Source organism: Pseudomonas sp. BN515 (genome assembly GCF_029873155.1).
Taxonomy (GTDB): Bacteria; Pseudomonadota; Gammaproteobacteria; order Pseudomonadales; family Pseudomonadaceae; genus Metapseudomonas.
The window spans coordinates 40320-57752 of the sequence record NZ_SSOH01000016.1 but is presented as its reverse complement, the minus strand read 5'-3'; the positions used below and the strand labels follow the sequence as shown (position 1 = coordinate 57752).

Below are 17433 nucleotides of genomic sequence, written 5' to 3'. Positions count from 1 at the left end.
TTGATTTGCGTGGGTCAGGTGCGGGCCAGGCGCAGGGCGTTGACCACCACCAGCAGCGAGCTGACCGACATGCCGAATGCTGCCCAGAGCGGGGTGATCCAACCCAGGGCGGCGAAAGGCAGCACCAGGCCATTGTACAGGGTCGCCCAGGCCAGGTTCTCGATGATGATGCGGCGGGTCCGGCGGGCCAGGGAGAACGCCTGTACCAGGCTGTCCAGTCGATTGGACAGCAGCACGGCATCGGCGCTGGTCTTGGCCAGGTCGGTAGCGCTGCCCATCGCGACGCTGATGTCCGCGCCGGCCAGGACCGGCACGTCGTTGACCCCGTCACCCAGCATCAGCACCTTGTGGCCCTGCTGATGGAGTTGATGCAGGACTTCCAGCTTGGCATCTGGCGTCAGACCGCCCCGGGCATCGTCGATGCCCAACTGCTGGGCGATGCCGCTCACCATGGGCGAACTGTCGCCGGACAGCAGCAGGATTTTCCAGCCTTGTGCACGGCAGGCATCCAGCAGCGCGGGGGCATCGTCCCGCAGACGGTCGTCGAGGACGAACCAGGCCAGGAGCCCCTGTTCATCTCCCAGCAGTAGCCACTGACCCTGGTCGCCGGGGATATCGGGTGCCGTCATGCCGCAGAGTTCGGCGACGAAGCTGGGTTGGCCAATACGCAGGCGTCGTTCGCCAACACGACCCTCCAACCCTCGACCGGGCACGCTTTCCACCAGATCGGCTGCTTGCGGTGCTCGGCCAAAAGCACGGGCGATGGGGTGTTCCGAACGGTTCTCGAGGGCCGCGGCCAGCCCCAGGCAGGTATCGCGATCCAGCGCGCCCAGCGGGTGGATGGCGCTCAGGGTCAAGCGGCCTTCAGTCAGGGTGCCGGTTTTGTCGAAGATCACCGTGTCGATCTGCTTCAGACCCTCCAGTACGTGGCCACGGGTCAGTAGCAGGCCGAGTTTGTGCAAGCTCCCCGTGGCGGTTGTGAGTGCGGTCGGGGTGGCCAGGGCGAGGGCGCAGGGGCAGGTGGCCACCAGCAGGGAAAGTACGACCCAGAAGGCACGATCCGGATCGATCTCCCACCAGGCGATGCCGACGATGGCGGCTGCCGCAAGGATGAAGATCAGGAACCACTGGGCGACCTTGTCGGCTACTTCGGCCAGTCGAGGCTTGTCTGCCTGGGCGCGCTCCAGCAGGCGGACGATGGCGGAAAGGCGGGTATCGTCGCCCAGGGCCTGGACGTCGATGGTCAGCGGACCTTCGACGTTGAGTGTGCCGGCGGTGACGGTATCGCCTTCACCGCGAGCATGGGGCAGGTATTCACCGGTGAGCAGCGATTCGTCGACGCTGGACTGGCCGGAAAGGATCGTTCCGTCTGCCGGAAGCAACGAGCCCGGTGGTACCAGGACGCGGTCGCCGACTTTCAGCTCGCTGAGCAGGATGCGTTCGCTATGTCCTTTGGCGTCCAGGCGCAGGCAGGATGCCGGCAACAGGTTGACCAGTTGCGCAGTGGCTGCAGCGGTGCGCTCCCGGGCGCGACGTTCCAGGTAGCGGCCCGCCAGCAGGAACAGGGCGAACATGCCGACGGCGTCGAAGTACAGCTCGCCGACGCCGGTCACCGTGGACCAGATACCGGCGACGTAGGCACCGCCGATGGCCAGGGAGACGGAGACATCCATGGTCAGGTGGCGGGTGCGCAGGTCGCGCAGGGCACCCCGGAAGAACTGCCCGCAGCAGTAGAAGACGATGGGGGTGGTGAGGAACAGGCTGACCCAGCGCAGGATGGTATCCAGCTCGGGGGATAGGTCGATGTTGAACTCCGGCCAGGTGGCCATGGCGGCCATCATCACCTGCATCCAGAGCAGGCCGGCGACGCCAAGCTGGCGCATGGCGCGGCGATTCTCGTTGGCCAGGCGTTCGGCGGCTTCATCCGCCTTGTAGGGGTGGCCGGCGTAACCGATCTTGCGCAGCTCCTTGAGCAACTGGCTCAACGGAATCTGGCTGTCGGACCAGCGCACTTGCAGGCGATGGTTGGACAGGTTGAGGCTGGCGTCGGCAATACCCGGCAGGGTCTTCAGGTGTTTCTCGATCAGCCAGCCGCAGGCGGCGCAGTTGATGCCTTCGATCAGCAGGCAGGTTTCGCTCAGCTCGCCCTGATGCTGGACGAAGGGCTGCTGGACTTCGGCGCGGTCGTAAAGCGCCAGCTCGTCGGGCAGTTCGCGGGGCAGGGCGTCGGGGTTGGGGGCGGTGTCGCTGCGGTGGCGGTAGTAGTTCTCCAGGCCGCCGTCGACGATGGCTTCGGCCACGGCCTGGCATCCCGGACAGCACATGGCCCGCGTCTCTCCCAGCACGCGGGCCTCGAAACGGCTGCCGGCCGGAACCGGCAAACCACAGTGGTAGCAGGGAAGCGGTGCACTCATGCGCTTATTCGCCGAGGCGGATAACGCTGCCCTTGTCGAGGGTTTCTTCCTCGAACAGACGCCAATCCTGCCCGTGCTCCTGGCCGATCAGTTCGACGAAACGGCGGCCGCTGACGGGGTCCTGCAGATGACCACGGTAACGACCGTCGGCCTGGGGCTGGAGGACGACGCGACGGTCCTTTTCCGGCTGGGTAGGGGAGAGCAGGCTCAGCACCAGTTGCTGCGGGCGGCTTTCACCCACCAGATCCAGGTCGACTTCGCCATTGGCTTCATTCACTTGCAGGCTGGCCTGCATGCCGAGTTGTTTGGCGAGGTTCTCGCGTTCCAGCGAGGTGTTGATGCCTTTGCCGACTTCGTAATAGTTGTCGGAGACCAGGCTTGGCGGGTTCTTGGTGGCAATCACCAGCATGGTGGTGCCCAGCACCACGGAGGTGCCGAGGATGCCGAGGATGAACCAGGGCCAGGGTTGCTTGTACCAGGGGCTGGGAGTTTCGGACTGCATGGGTCTTCCGTTTGCTAGCGGACGCTGGGGCCGATGAAGCGGCTGTCAGCGTCGGTCTTGATACTCGGGTCATCCGCACTGTGGACGCGGAAGAGGATCTTGTTGGTGCTGGACGGCAACTGGTCGGGCTCGATGGACAGTTCCACCGGCACCGAAAGCACTTCGCCAGCGTCGGCGCGCACTTCGCGCTTGCCTTCGTAGACCAGGCCGTCGAGGCCTTCAGCGTCGATGACGAAGGTCTGGTCCGCCTGGGACTTGTTCATGATTTTCAGGGTGTAGACGTTCTCGATCCGGCCCTGTTCGTTTTCACGGAACAGCACGCGGTCCTTGATCACGTCCAGCTCCACCAGGGAACGGATGGCCACGGCATAAGCGAAGAGGCCGATCATGGCGACGAGGGCGATAGCGTAACCGATCAGGCGCGGGCGCATCAGGTGAGTCGTCTGACCGTTGAGGTTGTGCTCGGTGGTGTAGCTGATCAGGCCTTTCGGGTAGTTCATCTTCTCCATGATGCTGTCGCAGGCGTCGATGCAGGCGGCGCAACCGATGCATTCGATCTGCAGGCCGTCACGGATGTCGATGCCGGTGGGGCAGACCTGGACGCACATGGTGCAGTCGATGCAGTCACCGAGGCCCTGGGCCTTGTAGTCGATGCCTTTCTTGCGCGGGCCACGGGACTCGCCGCGGCGCGGGTCATAGGAGACGATCAGGGTGTCCTTGTCGAACATCACGCTCTGGAAGCGGGCGTAGGGGCACATGTAGATGCACACCTGCTCGCGCAGCCAGCCGGCGTTGCCGTAGGTCGCCAGGGTGAAGAATCCGACCCAGAAGTAGGCCCAGCCACTGGCGTTGCCGGTGAAGAATTCGATGACCAGTTCGCGGACCGGGGTGAAGTAGCCGACGAAGGTCATGCCGGTAGCGAAGCCGATCAACAGCCAGAGGCCATGCTTGGCGGACTTGCGCAGGATTTTCTGGCCGCTCATTGGGGCCTTGTCGAGCTTCATGCGCTGGTTGCGGTCACCCTCGGTGACCTTTTCGCACCACATGAAGATCCAGGTCCAGACGCTCTGCGGGCAGGTGTAGCCGCACCAGACACGTCCAGCGAATACGGTAATGAAGAACAGGCCGAAGGCGCAGATGATCAGCAACCAGGAGAGTAGGACGAAATCCTGGGGCCAGAAGGTGGCGCCGAAGATGTAGAACTTGCGCTCGGGGAGGTTCCACCAGACAGCCTGGCGATCGTTCCAGTTGAGCCACACGGTGCCGAAATAGAGCAGGAAGAGAAAGGCGCCGCCGGTCATCCGCAGGTTGCGGAACAGCCCAGTGAAGGCTCGGGTGTAGATCTTTTCGCGGCTGGCGTAGAGGTCGGTGGATTCACCGCCCTTGGCAGGGGGAGGGGTGACGTTCTTGACGGGAATCTGTTCGCTCATCGTTCTCATACCACGGCGGTTTCAGGTGCTCTGACCAGTGCATTGCCGGTCCGAGTCTCTCTAGTCCGCTATATATGGTACGCCTGATAGCGGCCTGCCATGTGCGACAGTGCGTCGCGCATGGCAGGCGAGGGTATTACTTGGCTTCAGCTTCTGCAGCAGGTTTCTGCGACAGGCTGTAAACGTAGGCAGCCAGCAGGTGCACCTTGTCGTTGCCGAGGACTTGCTCCTGGGCAGGCATGGTGCCTTGGCGACCGTAGCGGATGGTCTGTTGCAGCTGAGCGTAGCTGCTGCCGTAGATGAAGGCGTTCGGGTGGGTCAGGTTCGGCGCACCCATAGCCGGGGTGCCCTTGGCTTCCGCACCGTGGCAAGCCACGCAGTTGGCAGCGAAGATGGCCTTGCCAGCTTCCGGATCAGCCTTCACGTCCTTCGGCAACTCGCGACCGTGCAGGGTCACGCGCAGGAAGGCGGCAACGTCGCGTACGCCCTGGTCGCCGATGACTTCGCCCCAAGCCGGCATCACGCCGTGACGGCCACCCAGGATGGTGGTCTTGATGGTGGCGGCTTCGCCACCCCAGCGCCAGTCGTGGTCGGTCAGGTTCGGGAAGCCGTAGGCGCCCTTGGCGTCGGAGCCGTGGCACACGGAGCAGTAGGACGCGAACATGCGGCCGCCCATTTTCAGGGCTTTCGGGTCCTGGGCCACTTCCTCGATCGGCATGGCAGCGTACTTGGCGAAGATCGGACCGTATTCCTTATCGGCCTTGTCCATCTCCTTTTCCCACTGGTGCACGCCGGTCCAGCCGCTCTGGCCGTTAGCGAACGGCTTGCCTTCGGTCACTTCGCCGTAGCCGGGGAAAATGCCCTTCCAGTTGCCCATGCCCGGGTACATGACCAGGTAGCCGACGGCGAAGATCAGGGTGATGACGAACAGCATGAACCACCACTTGGGCAGCGGGTTGTCATATTCCTCGATGCCGTCGAAGGCATGGCCGACAGTTTCTTCGGTGCTTTCCTGACGCTGGCCCTTGCGGGTGGCGAAGATCAGCCAGGTCAGCGCCACCAGCGTAGCGCTGGTGAGCAGGGTTACGTACCAACTCCAGAACGAAGTCATTCTTTGTTACTCCTAGAAGCTTGCTCGTCGCGCTCGGAGGATTTGGGCGGCTCATCCGCGAAGGGCAGATTGGCCGCTTCGTCGAAGCTGCTTTTGCGCTTGCTGCTATAGGCCCAGAGCACGACGCCGATGAAGGCGACGAAAACGATGAAGGTACCTATGCCGCGGAGAGTCCCGATGTCCATCTTGCGTTACCGTTTGTTCTTGATAGCGGTGCCCAGACCTTGCAGGTATGCCACGACGGCATCCATTTCGGTCTTGCCTTTGACTGCTGCCTTGGCGCCGGCGATGTCTTCGTCGGTGTAGGGCACGCCCAGCTTGCGCAGAGCTTCCATCTTGTCGCCGGTGTGCTTGCCGTCGAGCTTGTTCTCAACCAGCCACGGATAAGCCGGCATCTTCGACTCCGGCACTACGTTGCGCGGGTTGTACAGGTGCGCACGGTGCCAGTCGTCGGAGTAGCGGCCGCCAACGCGGGCCAGGTCCGGACCGGTACGCTTGGAGCCCCACAGGAAGGGGTGGTCCCAGACGCTTTCGCCGGCGACGGAGTAGTGGCCGTAACGTTCGGTTTCGGCACGGAACGGACGGACCATCTGCGAGTGGCAGCCTACGCAGCCTTCGCGGATGTAGATGTCACGGCCTTCGAGTTCCAGTGCGGTACGCGGCTTCATGCCTTCGACCGGAGTGTTAGTCACGTCCTGGAAGAACAGCGGCACGATCTGCACCAGGCCACCGATGCTCACGGCGATCACCATGAACAGGGCCAGCAGGCCGATGTTCTTCTCGACTAATTCGTGTTGCTTCATTAGTGAGCTCCTTGCGGGATCTGCGCAGCGGCGTCGTATTCAGCCGGCTTGGCAGCACGTACGGTGCGGTAGGTGTTGTAGGCCATCAGCAGCATGCCGGTCACGAAGAAGGCGCCGCCGATCATGCGCACCAGGTAACCCGGGTGGCTGGCTTCCAGGGCTTCCACGAAGGAGTAGGTGAGGGTGCCGTCTTCGTTGACTGCGCGCCACATCAGGCCCTGGGTGATGCCGTTCACCCACATGGAGGCGATGTACAGCACGGTACCGATGGTGGCCAGCCAGAAGTGGGCGTTGATCAGGCCGACGCTGTGCATCTGCTCACGAGCGAACACCTTCGGAATCAGGTGGTACAGGGAGCCGATGGAGATCATCGCTACCCAGCCGAGAGCGCCGGCGTGTACGTGGCCGATGGTCCAGTCGGTGTAGTGGGAGAGGGCGTTGACGGTCTTGATGGCCATCATCGGGCCTTCGAAGGTGGACATGCCGTAGAAGGCCAGGGAAACCACCAGGAAGCGCAGGATGGGGTCGGAACGCAGCTTATGCCAGGCGCCGGACAGGCTCATCATGCCGTTGATCATGCCACCCCAGCTCGGAGCCAGCAGAATCAGGGACATGGCCATGCCGAGGGACTGGGCCCAATCCGGCAGGGCGGTGTAGTGCAGGTGGTGCGGACCGGCCCAGATGTACAGGGTGATCAGCGCCCAGAAGTGCACGATGGACAGGCGATAGGAGTAGATCGGACGCTCGGCCTGCTTCGGAACGAAGTAGTACATCATCCCCAGGAAGCCGGTGGTCAGGAAGAAGCCCACGGCATTGTGGCCGTACCACCACTGGATCATGGCGTCGGTAGCGCCGGCGTACATGGAGTACGACTTGAAGGCGTAAACCGGCATTTCCATGCTGTTGACGATGTGCAGCATGGCGGTAACCAGGATGAAGGCGCCGAAGAACCAGTTGCCCACATAGATGTGCTTGGTCTTGCGCTTCATGATGGTGCCGAAGAAGACGACGGCGTAGGTGATCCAGACGATACCCAGGAGGATATCGATCGGCCACTCGAGCTCGGCGTATTCCTTGGAGGAGGTGTAACCCAGCGGCAGGGTGATGACTGCCAGCACGATCACGGCTTGCCAACCCCAGAAGGTGAAGGCGGCCAGACTGTCGGATACCAGGCGAGCCTGGCAGGTGCGCTGCACCACGTAGTAGGAAGTGGCGAACAGTGCGCATCCGCCGAAGGCGAAGATCACCGCGTTGGTATGCAGGGGACGCAGGCGGCCGAACGAGGTCCAAGGCAGGTTCAGGTTGAGTTCCGGCCACACGAGTTGTGCGGCGATGAACACGCCTAGACCCATCCCTATGACCCCCCAGATCACCGTCATAATGGCGAACTGGCGGACCACCTTATAGTTATAAGCAGTCTGACTGATTGCTGTGCTCATGCTAGGGGTTCCACGGTTAATGGAGTTTTTTGGGGACAAAAAATCGGCGGCAAGTATGGAGAAAGAGGGTAGCCATTGCAACGACACAAGCCGACACAATCCAGGCTGGGAGGCCCACTGGACAAGGATTTGCGGCTGTGCTGGCGGCTCTCTTCGGTGCGCCGTCGAAGCCTGATGTGTCGCGTGACTGGAAGGATCGCCTTGGAGTTGTGACAAGTGGCGACTGGAAAGCAGCTTAGCCCATGTCAAAGCGAGGAGGGTGCAACTGGTCGGAGAGGTGCGACACTGAGTCGCACTATATAAAAGGAGGGGTGGACACTTCCCTGTGTCCTGGGCACCCGGCTCAGGGTGCCATTTTGCGCGGCTTGCAGTTCGGCTCGAGAGCCTGGCTGCCAGGTTGGAGCTGCGCTTCCCTGCGCCGCTCCGACTTTGTGGTTATTTGACGGCCAGCTCCTGATCCTTGCGGGAGAGGTTGTAGATGTACGCAGCCAGGACATGGACCTTGTCCTGACCCAGGTATTCCTGCTGGGCTGGCATCTGGCCGTTTCGGCCATGGCGGATGGTCTGTTGCAGCTGGGCAAGGCTGGAGCCGTAGATCCACCCGGCTGGATGGGTCAGGTCCGGTGCGCCCATGAGGGCCGTGCCCTTGCCTTCGGCACCGTGGCAGGCAACGCAGGTAGTGGCGAATAGCGACTTACCGGCTTCCACGTCGGCCTTGGCGTCTTCCGGCAGCTTCAGGCCGGCCAGATCCTGGCGCACATAGGCGGCGACGTTTTTCACGCCTGCGTCACCCAGTACTTCACCCCAGGCCGGCATGGCGGCCATCCGGCCGTGAAGGATGGTGGTCTTGATGGTTTCCGGCTCTCCGCCCCAACGCCAGTTGCTGTCGGTGAGGTTGGGGAAGCCCAGGGCGCCCTTGGCGTCCGAGCCATGGCAGATGGAGCAATAGGTGGCGAACAGGCGGCCGCCCATTTTCATGGCCTGCGGGTCCTTGGCCACTTCTTCGATGGACATGGCGGAGTAGCGGGCGAAGATCGGTCCGTACTGCTGCTCTGCCTTGCTGACTTCGCGCTGCCACTGGGATACCTGGTTCCAACCGTCGGCATAGCCGGGGAAGAGGCCTTTCCAGTTGCCGAGGCCAGGATAGAGCACCAGGTAGCCTGCAGCGAAGATCAAGGTGCCGATGAACAGCCAGAACCACCATTTGGGCAGCGGGTTGTCATATTCCTCGATGCCGTCGAAGGCGTGGCCCATGGTCTGGTCGGTAGTGCCTTTCGACTCGCCGCTGCGGGTGGCGAAGATCAGCCAGGTCAGTGCCAGCAGGGTGAAGATGGTGAGCAGGGAGATGTACCAGCTCCAGAATGTGGTCATGCGCGGTTGCTCCTAGATTCGTTCCGGTCGTCATCGGCGAAGGGCAGATTCGCCGCTTCGTCGAAGCTCGCCTTGCGCTTGCCGCTGTAGGCCCAGCAGATCACTCCGAGGGTGGCGATCAGCACCAGCAGGGTGCCGAGGCCTCGCAGGGTTCCGATGTCCATGGCCCTACCTCTTGTTCTTCAGGCTGGTGCCCAGCACCTGCAGGTAGGCGACCACGGCATCCATCTCGGTCTTGCCTTTCACCGCTGCCTGGGCGCCCGCGACGTCCTCGTCGGTGTAGGGCACGCCGAGGGTCTGCATGGCGCGGAGCTTCGCGGCGGTGTCCTTGCCGTCCAGGGTGTTCTCCACCAGCCAGGGGTAGGCGGGCATCTTCGACTCCGGCACTACGTTGCGCGGGTTGTACAGGTGCGCACGGTGCCAGTCATCGGAGTAGCGGCCGCCAACGCGGGCCAAGTCCGGGCCGGTACGCTTGGAGCCCCACAGGAAGGGGTGGTCCCAGACGCTTTCGCCGGCGACAGAGTAGTGGCCGTAACGCTCGGTTTCGGCACGGAACGGACGGATCATCTGCGAGTGGCAGCCTACGCAGCCTTCTCGGATGTAGATGTCGCGGCCTTCCAGTTGCAGGGCGGTATAGGGCTTCATGCCGTCGACCGGGGTGTTAGTCACGTCCTGGAAGAACAGCGGCACGATCTGCACCAGGCCGCCGATGCTGACGGCGAGCACCATGAACAGCGCCAGCAGGCCGACGTTCTTCTCGAGTTTCTCGTGCTGTTTCATCAGTGGGCTCCTTGCGGGATCTGCGCAGCGGCGTCGTATTCAGCGGGCTTGGAGGCCTTGGCGGTGCGCCAGGTGTTCCAGGCCATCAGCAGCATGCCGCTGAAGAAGATCGCGCCGCCGATAACGCGCACTACGAAGCCGGGGTGGCTGGCTTCCAGCGCTTCGACGAAGGAGTAAGTCAGGGTGCCGTCCTCGTTCACCGCGCGCCACATCAGGCCCTGGGTAATGCCGTTGACCCACATGGAGGCGATGTAGAGCACGGTACCGATGGTAGCCAGCCAGAAGTGGGTGTTGATCAGGCCGACGCTGTGCATCTGCTCGCGGCCGAACACTTTAGGGATCAGGTGGTACAGGGAGCCGATCGACACCATGGCAACCCAGCCGAGGGCGCCGGCGTGCACGTGGCCGATGGTCCAGTCGGTGTAGTGGGAGAGGGCGTTGACGGTCTTGATGGCCATCATCGGGCCTTCGAAGGTGGACATGCCGTAGAAGGCGAGCGACACCACCAGGAAGCGCAGGATGGGGTCGGAGCGCAGCTTATGCCAGGCGCCGGACAGGGTCATCATGCCGTTGATCATGCCGCCCCAGCTGGGAGCCAGCAGTACCAGAGACATCACCATGCCGAGGGACTGGGCCCAGTCGGGCAGGGCGGTGTAGTGCAGGTGGTGTGGACCGGCCCAGATGTAGAGGGTGATCAGCGCCCAGAAGTGCACGATGGACAGCCGATACGAGTACACCGGACGCTCGGCCTGCTTCGGAACGAAGTAATACATCATCCCCAGGAAGCCGGCGGTGAGGAAGAAACCGACCGCGTTGTGGCCGTACCACCATTGGATCATGGCGTCGGTGGCGCCGGAGTAGAGGGAATAGGACTTGGTCAGGGTGACCGGGATTTCCAGGTTGTTCACCAGGTGGAGGATCGCCACGGTCAGGATGAAGCCACCGAAGAACCAGTTGCCCACATAGATGTGCTTGGTCTTGCGCTTGGCCACTGTCCCGAAGAAGACAACAGCGTAGCTGACCCAGACAATGGTGATCAGGATATCGATCGGCCATTCCAGCTCGGCGTATTCTTTCGAACTGGTCCAGCCCATCGGCAGGCTGATCGCAGCCAGCACGATGACCAGTTGCCAACCCCAGAAGGTGAAGGCTGCGAGCTTGTCGGAGATCAGGCGGGTCTGGCAGGTGCGCTGCACCGCGTAGTAGCTGGTGGCGAACAGCGCGCATCCGCCGAAGGCGAAGATCACTGCGTTGGTGTGCAGCGGGCGTAGTCGACCGAAGCTCGTCCAGGGAAGGTTGAAGTTGAGTTCCGGCCAGGCCAGTTGTGCGGCAATGAGAACGCCGAGCCCCATCCCGACGATTCCCCACACCACCGTCATGATGGCGAACTGGCGGACCACCTTGTAGTTATAGGCGGTACTGCTTGCTGTGCTCATGTTATGGGCTTCCGTCCACGGTTTTTAGATAGCGCGGCAAGCATGGTGAAAGCCCATTTGGCGGCTATTGATCTGGATCAATCGCCCCCTATCGACGGAGAAGTCTGAATGCTGCTGTGGAGCAGGCCTGTAGGCCCGGTTTCGTACACCCTCATCCTCGCCCATGGTGCGGGTGCGCCGATGGATAGCCCCTTCATGGACGACATCGCGCAAAGGCTCGCCGCTCGTGGCATTGCCGTGGCTCGTTTCGAGTTCCCTTACATGGCTGCCCGTCGGGAGGATGGTCGTCGCCGCCCACCCAATCCCCAAGCCCAGTTGCTGGGCTGCTGGCGGGAGATTCATGCCCTGGTGCGACAGCAGGTCACAGGGCCGTTGGCCATCGGTGGCAAGTCCATGGGCGGGCGCATGGCCAGCCTGCTGGCCGATGAGCTGGGTGCCGATGCGCTGGTGTGCCTGGGATATCCCTTCCACGCCGTGGGCAAGGCGGACAAGCCTCGGGTCGCTCACCTGGCGGACCTGAAGACACCGACCCTGATCGTCCAGGGCGAGCGCGATCCCATGGGGGACCGCCTGACGGTGGCGGGTTACAGCCTGTCGGATGCCATTCGCGTGCAATGGCTGGTGGCGGGGGACCACGACCTGAAACCGCTCAAGGCATCAGGTTTCAGCCATGAACAGCACCTGGATGCCGCAGCGGACGCCGTGGCCGTATTTCTGGCGGGCTGATTCATGCCTACTTGCGGGCTACGAGCAGGTCCAGCACCCCACCGCCGTCCTTGATGGTCTGCAGGATGATCTCGGAGCGGATATCGGTGACGCCATTGGCGCGGTTCAGCCGGTTCACGATGAAATCGGAGAACTGCTTCAGGTTGCGAACCTGCACGCGCAGTACGTAGTTGCTGTGGCCGGTGACGATGTAGGCGGCAATCACTTCGGGCCAGCCCTGTACCTTCTGGACGAAGCGCTCGTGCCAGCCTTCCTCGTCTTGACGCATGGAAACATGGACCAGGGCTTCCAGTTCGACACCCAGGCGCTCGGCATCCAGTACCGGGCGGTAGCCGCGGATGATGCCTTCGTCCTCCAGGTTGCGTAGCCGGCGCAGGCAGGCCGAAGGCGATAGCGCGACCTTCTCTGCAAGCTCCTGATTGCTGATGCGCCCGTTCTGTTGCAGGCAGAGCAGAATGCGCAGGTCGGTGGTGTCCAGGTTCAATTGAAGAATCTTCTATTGCTAATGGTTTTTGCAGAATTATCTGCGAATAAATGGTGTGAGTGGCGCAAAGATAGCACGAAAATTCGATAGACCTTGCAGCATGATTTTCTCGCTTGATGAGGAGGATGAACATGCACGATGGCAAGGTCCTGTGGGACATCAGCCCGCCGCTGGACAGCAATACCCCGACCTGGCCGGGTGACACGCCTTTCCAGGAGGAGCGCTGCTGGCGGATCGACGAACACTGCCCGGTCAATGTCGGGCGTATCACCTTGTCGCCCCACACCGGCGCCCATGCCGACGCGCCGCTGCACTACGACGCTTCGGGTGCGGCCATCGGAGCCGTGGATCTCGAGGTTTACCTCGGTCCCTGCCGGGTCATCCATTGCCTGGATGCCGGGCCGTACGTGCGGCCCGAACAGCTGGCAGTGCACCTTGACGGAGTGCCGCCCCGAGTATTGATCCGCACCTGGCGCCAGTCGCCCCTGGATGCCTGGCCTGAGCACTTCGCCGCCATCCACCCCGACTGCATCGAGCTCCTGGCCCATCACGGCGTGATGCTGGTGGGCACTGACACGCCCTCCCTGGACCCGCAGGACAGCAAGAGCCTCGACGCTCACCGCGCGGTGGCACGTCAGCGCATGGCCATCCTCGAAGGCCTGTTGCTGGATGAGGTGCCACCCGGCGACTACGAACTGATCGCCCTCCCTCTCAAGTTCACCCATCTCGATGCCAGCCCGGTTCGTGCCGTGCTGCGTCGTCACTCGAATTAGGAAATGACCATGACAACAAGAGAAGACTGCCTGGCCCTCGATGCCCGCGATCCGCTGGCCGCGTTGCGCGAGGGTTTCGCCCTGCCCGAGGAGGTGATCTACCTGGATGGCAACTCCCTTGGCGCTCGGCCGGTGGCGGCCCTGGAGCGCGCCCGGCAAGTGTTGGCGCAAGAGTGGGGTGAAGACCTGATCGGTAGTTGGAACAGCGCCGGCTGGCGTGGCTTGCCAGAGCGCCTGGGCAACAAGCTTGCTCCGTTGATCGGCGCCGGCGAGGACGAAGTGGTGATCACCGATACCACGTCCATCAACCTCTTCAAGGTGCTGGTAGCCGCCCTGCGCGTGCAGGCCGGACGCGATCCGTCGCGCAAGGTGATCGTCACCGAGACCAGCAACTTCCCGACCGACATCTACATGGTCGAAGGCCTGGCCGACATGCTGCAGCAGGGTTACAGCCTGCGTCTGGTGGACCGTCCGGAGGACCTGCCGGCGGCCATCGGCAATGACACCGCCGTGGTGATGATCACCCAGGTGAACTACAAGACCGGCTACCTGCACGACATGGCCGCGCTCACCGCACTGGCCCACGAGTGCGGCGCGCTGACCATCTGGGACCTCTGCCACTCTGCCGGCGCGGTGCCGGTGGACCTCAAGGCCGCAGGTGCCGACTACGCCATCGGCTGTACCTACAAATACCTGAACGGCGGTCCCGGATCACCGGCATTCGTCTGGGTTTCCCCGTCGCTGCGGGAGCTTGTCTGGCAGCCGCTTTCCGGCTGGTGGGGGCATGCCCGCCAGTTCGGCATGGAGCCCCGTTACGAGCCGGCGCCCGGTATCGGCCGCTACCTTTGCGGGACCCAGCCCGTCACGTCCCTGGCCCTGGTCGAGTGCGGCCTGGATAGCTTCGCCAAGACCGATATGGCTGCCCTGAGGCGGAAGTCCCTGGCCCTGACCGATCTCTTCATCGAGCGAGTCCAGGCCCGCTGTGCAGGGCATCCGCTGACCCTGGTGACACCGCTGGAGCATGCCCGTCGCGGCAGCCACGTGAGCTTCGAGCACCCCGAAGGCTACGCGGTCATCCAGGCGCTGATCGACCGGGGCGTCATCGGTGACTACCGCGAGCCGCGAATCATGCGCTTCGGCTTCACGCCGCTCTACACCCGCTTCGTCGATGTCTGGGATGCCGCTGAAGTCCTCGGCGAAGTACTCGACAGTGGCGTCTGGCGCGAAGAGCGCTTCATGACCCGCAAACAAGTGACCTGATCCAGAACCACAAGCCCCTTGCCCGGGCGCCATCCCCAGGGATGGCGCCCAGCCTCGACCCCATAAACACAAAAAGAGGTTGAATCCATGAAGCTGAATCCGTCGTCGGCGTGCCTGCTGTTGCTCGGTGCCTTTAGCCCCCACCTGATGGCCGGGGAGGCCGAAGGTGGCTTTTTCGACGACAGTCGCCTGGTCCTTACCCAGCGCAACTTCTACTTCCATCGCAACATCCTGAATAACCCGGGTGGGCAGAACTACCGTGAGGAGTGGGCCCACGGCATGATCCTGGACTACAGCTCCGGCTTTACCCAGGGCACCGTCGGTTTCGGCGTCGATGCCTACGCGAACCTCGGTTTGAAGCTCGACAGCAGCCGCGCTCGCACCGGTACCGATCTGCTCCCGGTCGATTCGGAGGGGCGGCCCGAGGATGAGTATTCGGAAGTGGGCGCCGCGGTGAAAGTTCGCGTCTCACGCAGCGAACTGAAGTACGGCAGCCAGGCCCCCATGAACCCGGTGTTCGGTACGGGCAACGCGCGTTTGTTCACCCCCATGGCCATCGGTTTCTCCCTCAACAGTCGGGAGGTCGATGATCTGCTGGTGGATGCCGGCCACTTCACCGCGGGCAATGACGGCAATTCCACCAACTCCGATGGGGCGCTCAAGGCGCTCTATGCCCAGGTGGAAACGCGTCGGGTCGATTACGCGGGGCTCAACTGGACGCCCTCCAATGGCACCAGCTTCTCCGCCTATGCCTCGCGCTTCGAGGACATCTGGCGGCAGTACTACGCCAGTGCCAGTCAGCGCCTGGACCTCGACCAGGGCCGGGCTCTGACGTTCGACCTGAATCTCTACCGCACCCTCGACCAGGGACAGCAGCGGGCGGGTGAGATCGACAACACCACCTGGTCCCTGTCCGGACGCTACAGCCACGGCCCCCACGCATTGACCCTGGCCTACCAGCGGGTGCAGGGCGACGAGCCATTCGACTACCTGGGCTTCGACCGCCAGCCGGGCACCTCGATCTTCCTTGCCAACTCGGTGCAGGTGCTGGACTTCAACGCTCCCAACGAGCGCTCCTGGCAGTTGCGCTATGACCTGGACCTGGCAGCCTTCGGCGTGCCCGGCCTCAGCTTCATGACCCGTTACATCAGTGGCGACCACATTGACGACGGCCATTACCGGGGCGGCCCGAACGGCGCCTATGGTCGCTATGGCGACGATGGCAAGCGCTGGGAGCGCGATATCGAGATGCGCTATGTGGTGCAGTCCGGTCCGGCGAAAGACCTCTCGCTCCGCCTGCGCCAGGCCAGCATCCGTTCCACCGAAGAGGTGGCCCGTGCCGATACTGCGGACAACAACGAAGTGCGGGTGATAGTCGAGTACCCGCTGCAATTGCTCTGACGCCTGCCACAACGACAAGACATACGAGGCACACATGACCAACAAGACTGGATTCGCCGCGATCGCGGCTCGTGAGCAGGGGCTCAAGCGCCAGCTCACTTCGGCGCAGATGAGCATGATCGCCATCGGTGGCGCCATCGGCACCGGGCTCTTCATGGGCAGCAGCTTCGCCATCGGCTTCGCCGGCCCGGGCGTGCTCATCAGCTATTCCATCGGTGCGCTTATCGCGTTGTTGCTGATGGGCTGCCTGGCGGAAATGACCGTGGCCCATCCCACCTCCGGCTCATTCGGCGCCTACGCCGAGTACTACGTCGGCCCGATGGCCGGCTTCCTGGTGCGCTATGCCTACTGGGCGGCCATCGTCCTGGCGGTAGGCACCGAAGTCACCGCCATCGCCCTGTACATGAAGTACTGGTTCCCCGAGGTGGCGGGCTGGGTGTGGATCCTGCTGTTCTCCTCGGTGCTGATCCTGACCAATGCCATCAGCGTCAAGGCGTTCGGCCATTTCGAGTACTGGTTCTCGGCGATCAAGATCAGCGCCATCCTCGCCTTCATCCTGCTGGGCGCCTGGCTGGTGTTCGGTGGCCAGCACCCCGAATACGGATTCCACCATTACGTCGAACATGGCGGCTTCCTGCCCCATGGCCTATCGGGTGTCTGGATTGCCGTGATCATCGCCATCTTCAGTTACCTCAGCATCGAGATGATCGCGGTGGCGGCCGGCGAGGCGGAGCAACCGGAGGTGGCGGTGAAGAATGCCTTCCGTGTGACCATGGTGAGGCTGGTGGTGTTCTACATCTTCACCCTGGCTCTGATCCTTGCCATGGTGCCCTGGGACCAGTCGGGGAAGGGCGCCCAGAGTCCCTTCGTCATCGTGATGGAGCAGGTGGGCATCCCTGGCGCCACGGGCCTGATCAACTTCGTGATCCTGGTGGCGGCGCTCTCGGCGATGAACAGCCAGCTCTACACCACGACGCGGATGATGTTCAGCCTCTCCCGTGCGGGGCACGCGCCAAAGGCCATGGGCCGGCTGAGCAGTGCTGGCGTGCCGCTGAACGCCCTGGCGATGTCCTGCACCGGCATCGCCCTGGCAACCCTGGTCAACCTGGCGTTCCCTGAAGAGTCCTTCATGCTGATGATGGCCATTTCCATCTTCGGTGCGCTCTTCGCCTGGATGATGATCTTCTTTACCCACTATCGTTTCCGCCGCTACCACGAACGTCGCGGCAGTGCGCGACTGTCCTTCCGCATGTGGGGCTTCCCCTGGGCGACCCTGTTGGGCCTCGGGTTGATGCTGGCGATTCTGGTGACCACCGCCTTCGTACCGGCCTTCCGCATGACCCTGGTGTTCGGCGTGCCTTTCCTTGCACTGCTGGCGCTGGCCTACCAGCTGTATTTTCGCCAGGGCTCGGAGGTAGTCCGGGAAGGGCAGGAGGCGTAAAGGTCGTTGTGATCTACACGCAAGAAGAAAAAAGGGCGCCTTTCGGCGCCCTTTTTCATGGG

Annotated in this window: 17 protein-coding genes; 5 read left to right on the top strand and 12 right to left on the bottom strand. The window is 62.9% G+C overall.

Translation table 11 applies throughout. The features are described 5' to 3' along the window. Window positions 1-14 precede the first annotated feature (14 nt). From E8E91_RS04000 to ccoN (E8E91_RS03950), 11 genes are all read right to left on the bottom strand, one after another. Complete coding sequence (locus E8E91_RS04000) at window positions 15-2414, bottom strand: heavy metal translocating P-type ATPase (protein WP_280374696.1); 2400 nt, start codon at window positions 2412-2414, stop codon at window positions 15-17. Between the two features lie 4 nt (window positions 2415-2418). Next, entirely contained in the window at window positions 2419-2916 is a 498-nt protein-coding gene (locus E8E91_RS03995; protein ID WP_280374695.1) for a FixH family protein, read from the bottom strand. A gap of 14 nt (window positions 2917-2930) precedes the next feature. Then, complete coding sequence (gene ccoG / locus E8E91_RS03990; RefSeq protein WP_280374694.1) at window positions 2931-4346, bottom strand: cytochrome c oxidase accessory protein CcoG; 1416 nt, start codon at window positions 4344-4346, stop codon at window positions 2931-2933. A 136-nt stretch (window positions 4347-4482) separates the two neighbouring features. Further along, entirely contained in the window at window positions 4483-5457 is a 975-nt protein-coding gene (gene ccoP, locus E8E91_RS03985; protein WP_280374693.1) for a cytochrome-c oxidase, cbb3-type subunit III, read from the bottom strand. Next, window positions 5454-5642, bottom strand: coding sequence for a cbb3-type cytochrome c oxidase subunit 3 (locus E8E91_RS03980; protein ID WP_151135197.1), 189 nt, complete (start codon window positions 5640-5642; stop codon window positions 5454-5456). Before E8E91_RS03980 ends, ccoP (E8E91_RS03985) begins: the two co-directional genes overlap by 4 nt. A gap of 6 nt (window positions 5643-5648) precedes the next feature. After that, window positions 5649-6260 (bottom strand): cytochrome-c oxidase, cbb3-type subunit II, encoded by a 612-nt coding sequence (ccoO, locus tag E8E91_RS03975; RefSeq protein WP_151135195.1) that lies wholly within the window; start codon window positions 6258-6260, stop codon window positions 5649-5651. After that, window positions 6260-7699 (bottom strand): cytochrome-c oxidase, cbb3-type subunit I, encoded by a 1440-nt coding sequence (gene ccoN / locus E8E91_RS03970; protein ID WP_151135193.1) that lies wholly within the window; start codon window positions 7697-7699, stop codon window positions 6260-6262. Before ccoN (E8E91_RS03970) ends, ccoO (E8E91_RS03975) begins: the two co-directional genes overlap by 1 nt. 435 nt (window positions 7700-8134) lie before the next feature. Then, window positions 8135-9070, bottom strand: coding sequence for a cytochrome-c oxidase, cbb3-type subunit III (gene ccoP / locus E8E91_RS03965; RefSeq protein ID WP_280374692.1), 936 nt, complete (start codon window positions 9068-9070; stop codon window positions 8135-8137). Next, window positions 9067-9234 carry a cbb3-type cytochrome c oxidase subunit 3 gene (locus tag E8E91_RS03960; RefSeq protein ID WP_190829895.1) on the bottom strand — a complete coding sequence of 56 codons (168 nt, stop codon included), beginning with the start codon at window positions 9232-9234 and terminating at the stop codon, window positions 9067-9069. The genes ccoP (E8E91_RS03965) and E8E91_RS03960 overlap by 4 nt, the downstream gene beginning before the upstream one ends. 4 nt (window positions 9235-9238) lie before the next feature. Further along, on the bottom strand, window positions 9239-9850 hold the full coding sequence (gene ccoO / locus E8E91_RS03955; protein WP_280364862.1) for a cytochrome-c oxidase, cbb3-type subunit II: 612 nt from the start codon (window positions 9848-9850) through the stop codon (window positions 9239-9241). Continuing rightward, the gene (gene ccoN, locus E8E91_RS03950) at window positions 9850-11286 is read right to left on the bottom strand and encodes a cytochrome-c oxidase, cbb3-type subunit I (protein ID WP_280374691.1); all 1437 of its coding nucleotides are present in this window, start codon (window positions 11284-11286) and stop codon (window positions 9850-9852) included. The genes ccoO (E8E91_RS03955) and ccoN (E8E91_RS03950) overlap by 1 nt, the downstream gene beginning before the upstream one ends. 108 nt (window positions 11287-11394) lie before the next feature. Here ccoN (E8E91_RS03950) and E8E91_RS03945 point away from each other — a divergent pair, with 108 nt between their 5' ends. After that, on the top strand, window positions 11395-12012 hold the full coding sequence (locus E8E91_RS03945) for an alpha/beta family hydrolase (protein WP_280374690.1): 618 nt from the start codon (window positions 11395-11397) through the stop codon (window positions 12010-12012). 7 nt (window positions 12013-12019) lie between these two features. On the opposite strand, the gene E8E91_RS03940 is transcribed toward E8E91_RS03945, so the two are convergent. Further along, entirely contained in the window at window positions 12020-12496 is a 477-nt protein-coding gene (locus E8E91_RS03940; protein ID WP_190829889.1) for an Lrp/AsnC family transcriptional regulator, read from the bottom strand. A gap of 131 nt (window positions 12497-12627) precedes the next feature. Here E8E91_RS03940 and kynB point away from each other — a divergent pair, with 131 nt between their 5' ends. From kynB to E8E91_RS03920, 4 genes are all read left to right on the top strand, one after another. Beyond that, window positions 12628-13269: an arylformamidase gene (kynB, locus tag E8E91_RS03935; protein ID WP_280374689.1), complete on the top strand. Its 642-nt coding sequence runs from the start codon at window positions 12628-12630 to the stop codon at window positions 13267-13269. A 9-nt stretch (window positions 13270-13278) separates the two neighbouring features. After that, window positions 13279-14529, top strand: coding sequence for a kynureninase (gene kynU / locus E8E91_RS03930; protein WP_280374688.1), 1251 nt, complete (start codon window positions 13279-13281; stop codon window positions 14527-14529). A gap of 87 nt (window positions 14530-14616) precedes the next feature. Further along, a complete protein-coding gene (locus E8E91_RS03925; protein ID WP_280374687.1) occupies window positions 14617-15930 on the top strand; it encodes an OprD family porin in 1314 nt (437 codons plus the stop codon). A gap of 34 nt (window positions 15931-15964) precedes the next feature. Then, on the top strand, window positions 15965-17371 hold the full coding sequence (locus E8E91_RS03920; RefSeq protein WP_280374686.1) for an amino acid permease: 1407 nt from the start codon (window positions 15965-15967) through the stop codon (window positions 17369-17371). The last annotated feature ends 62 nt before the right edge of the window (window positions 17372-17433 follow it).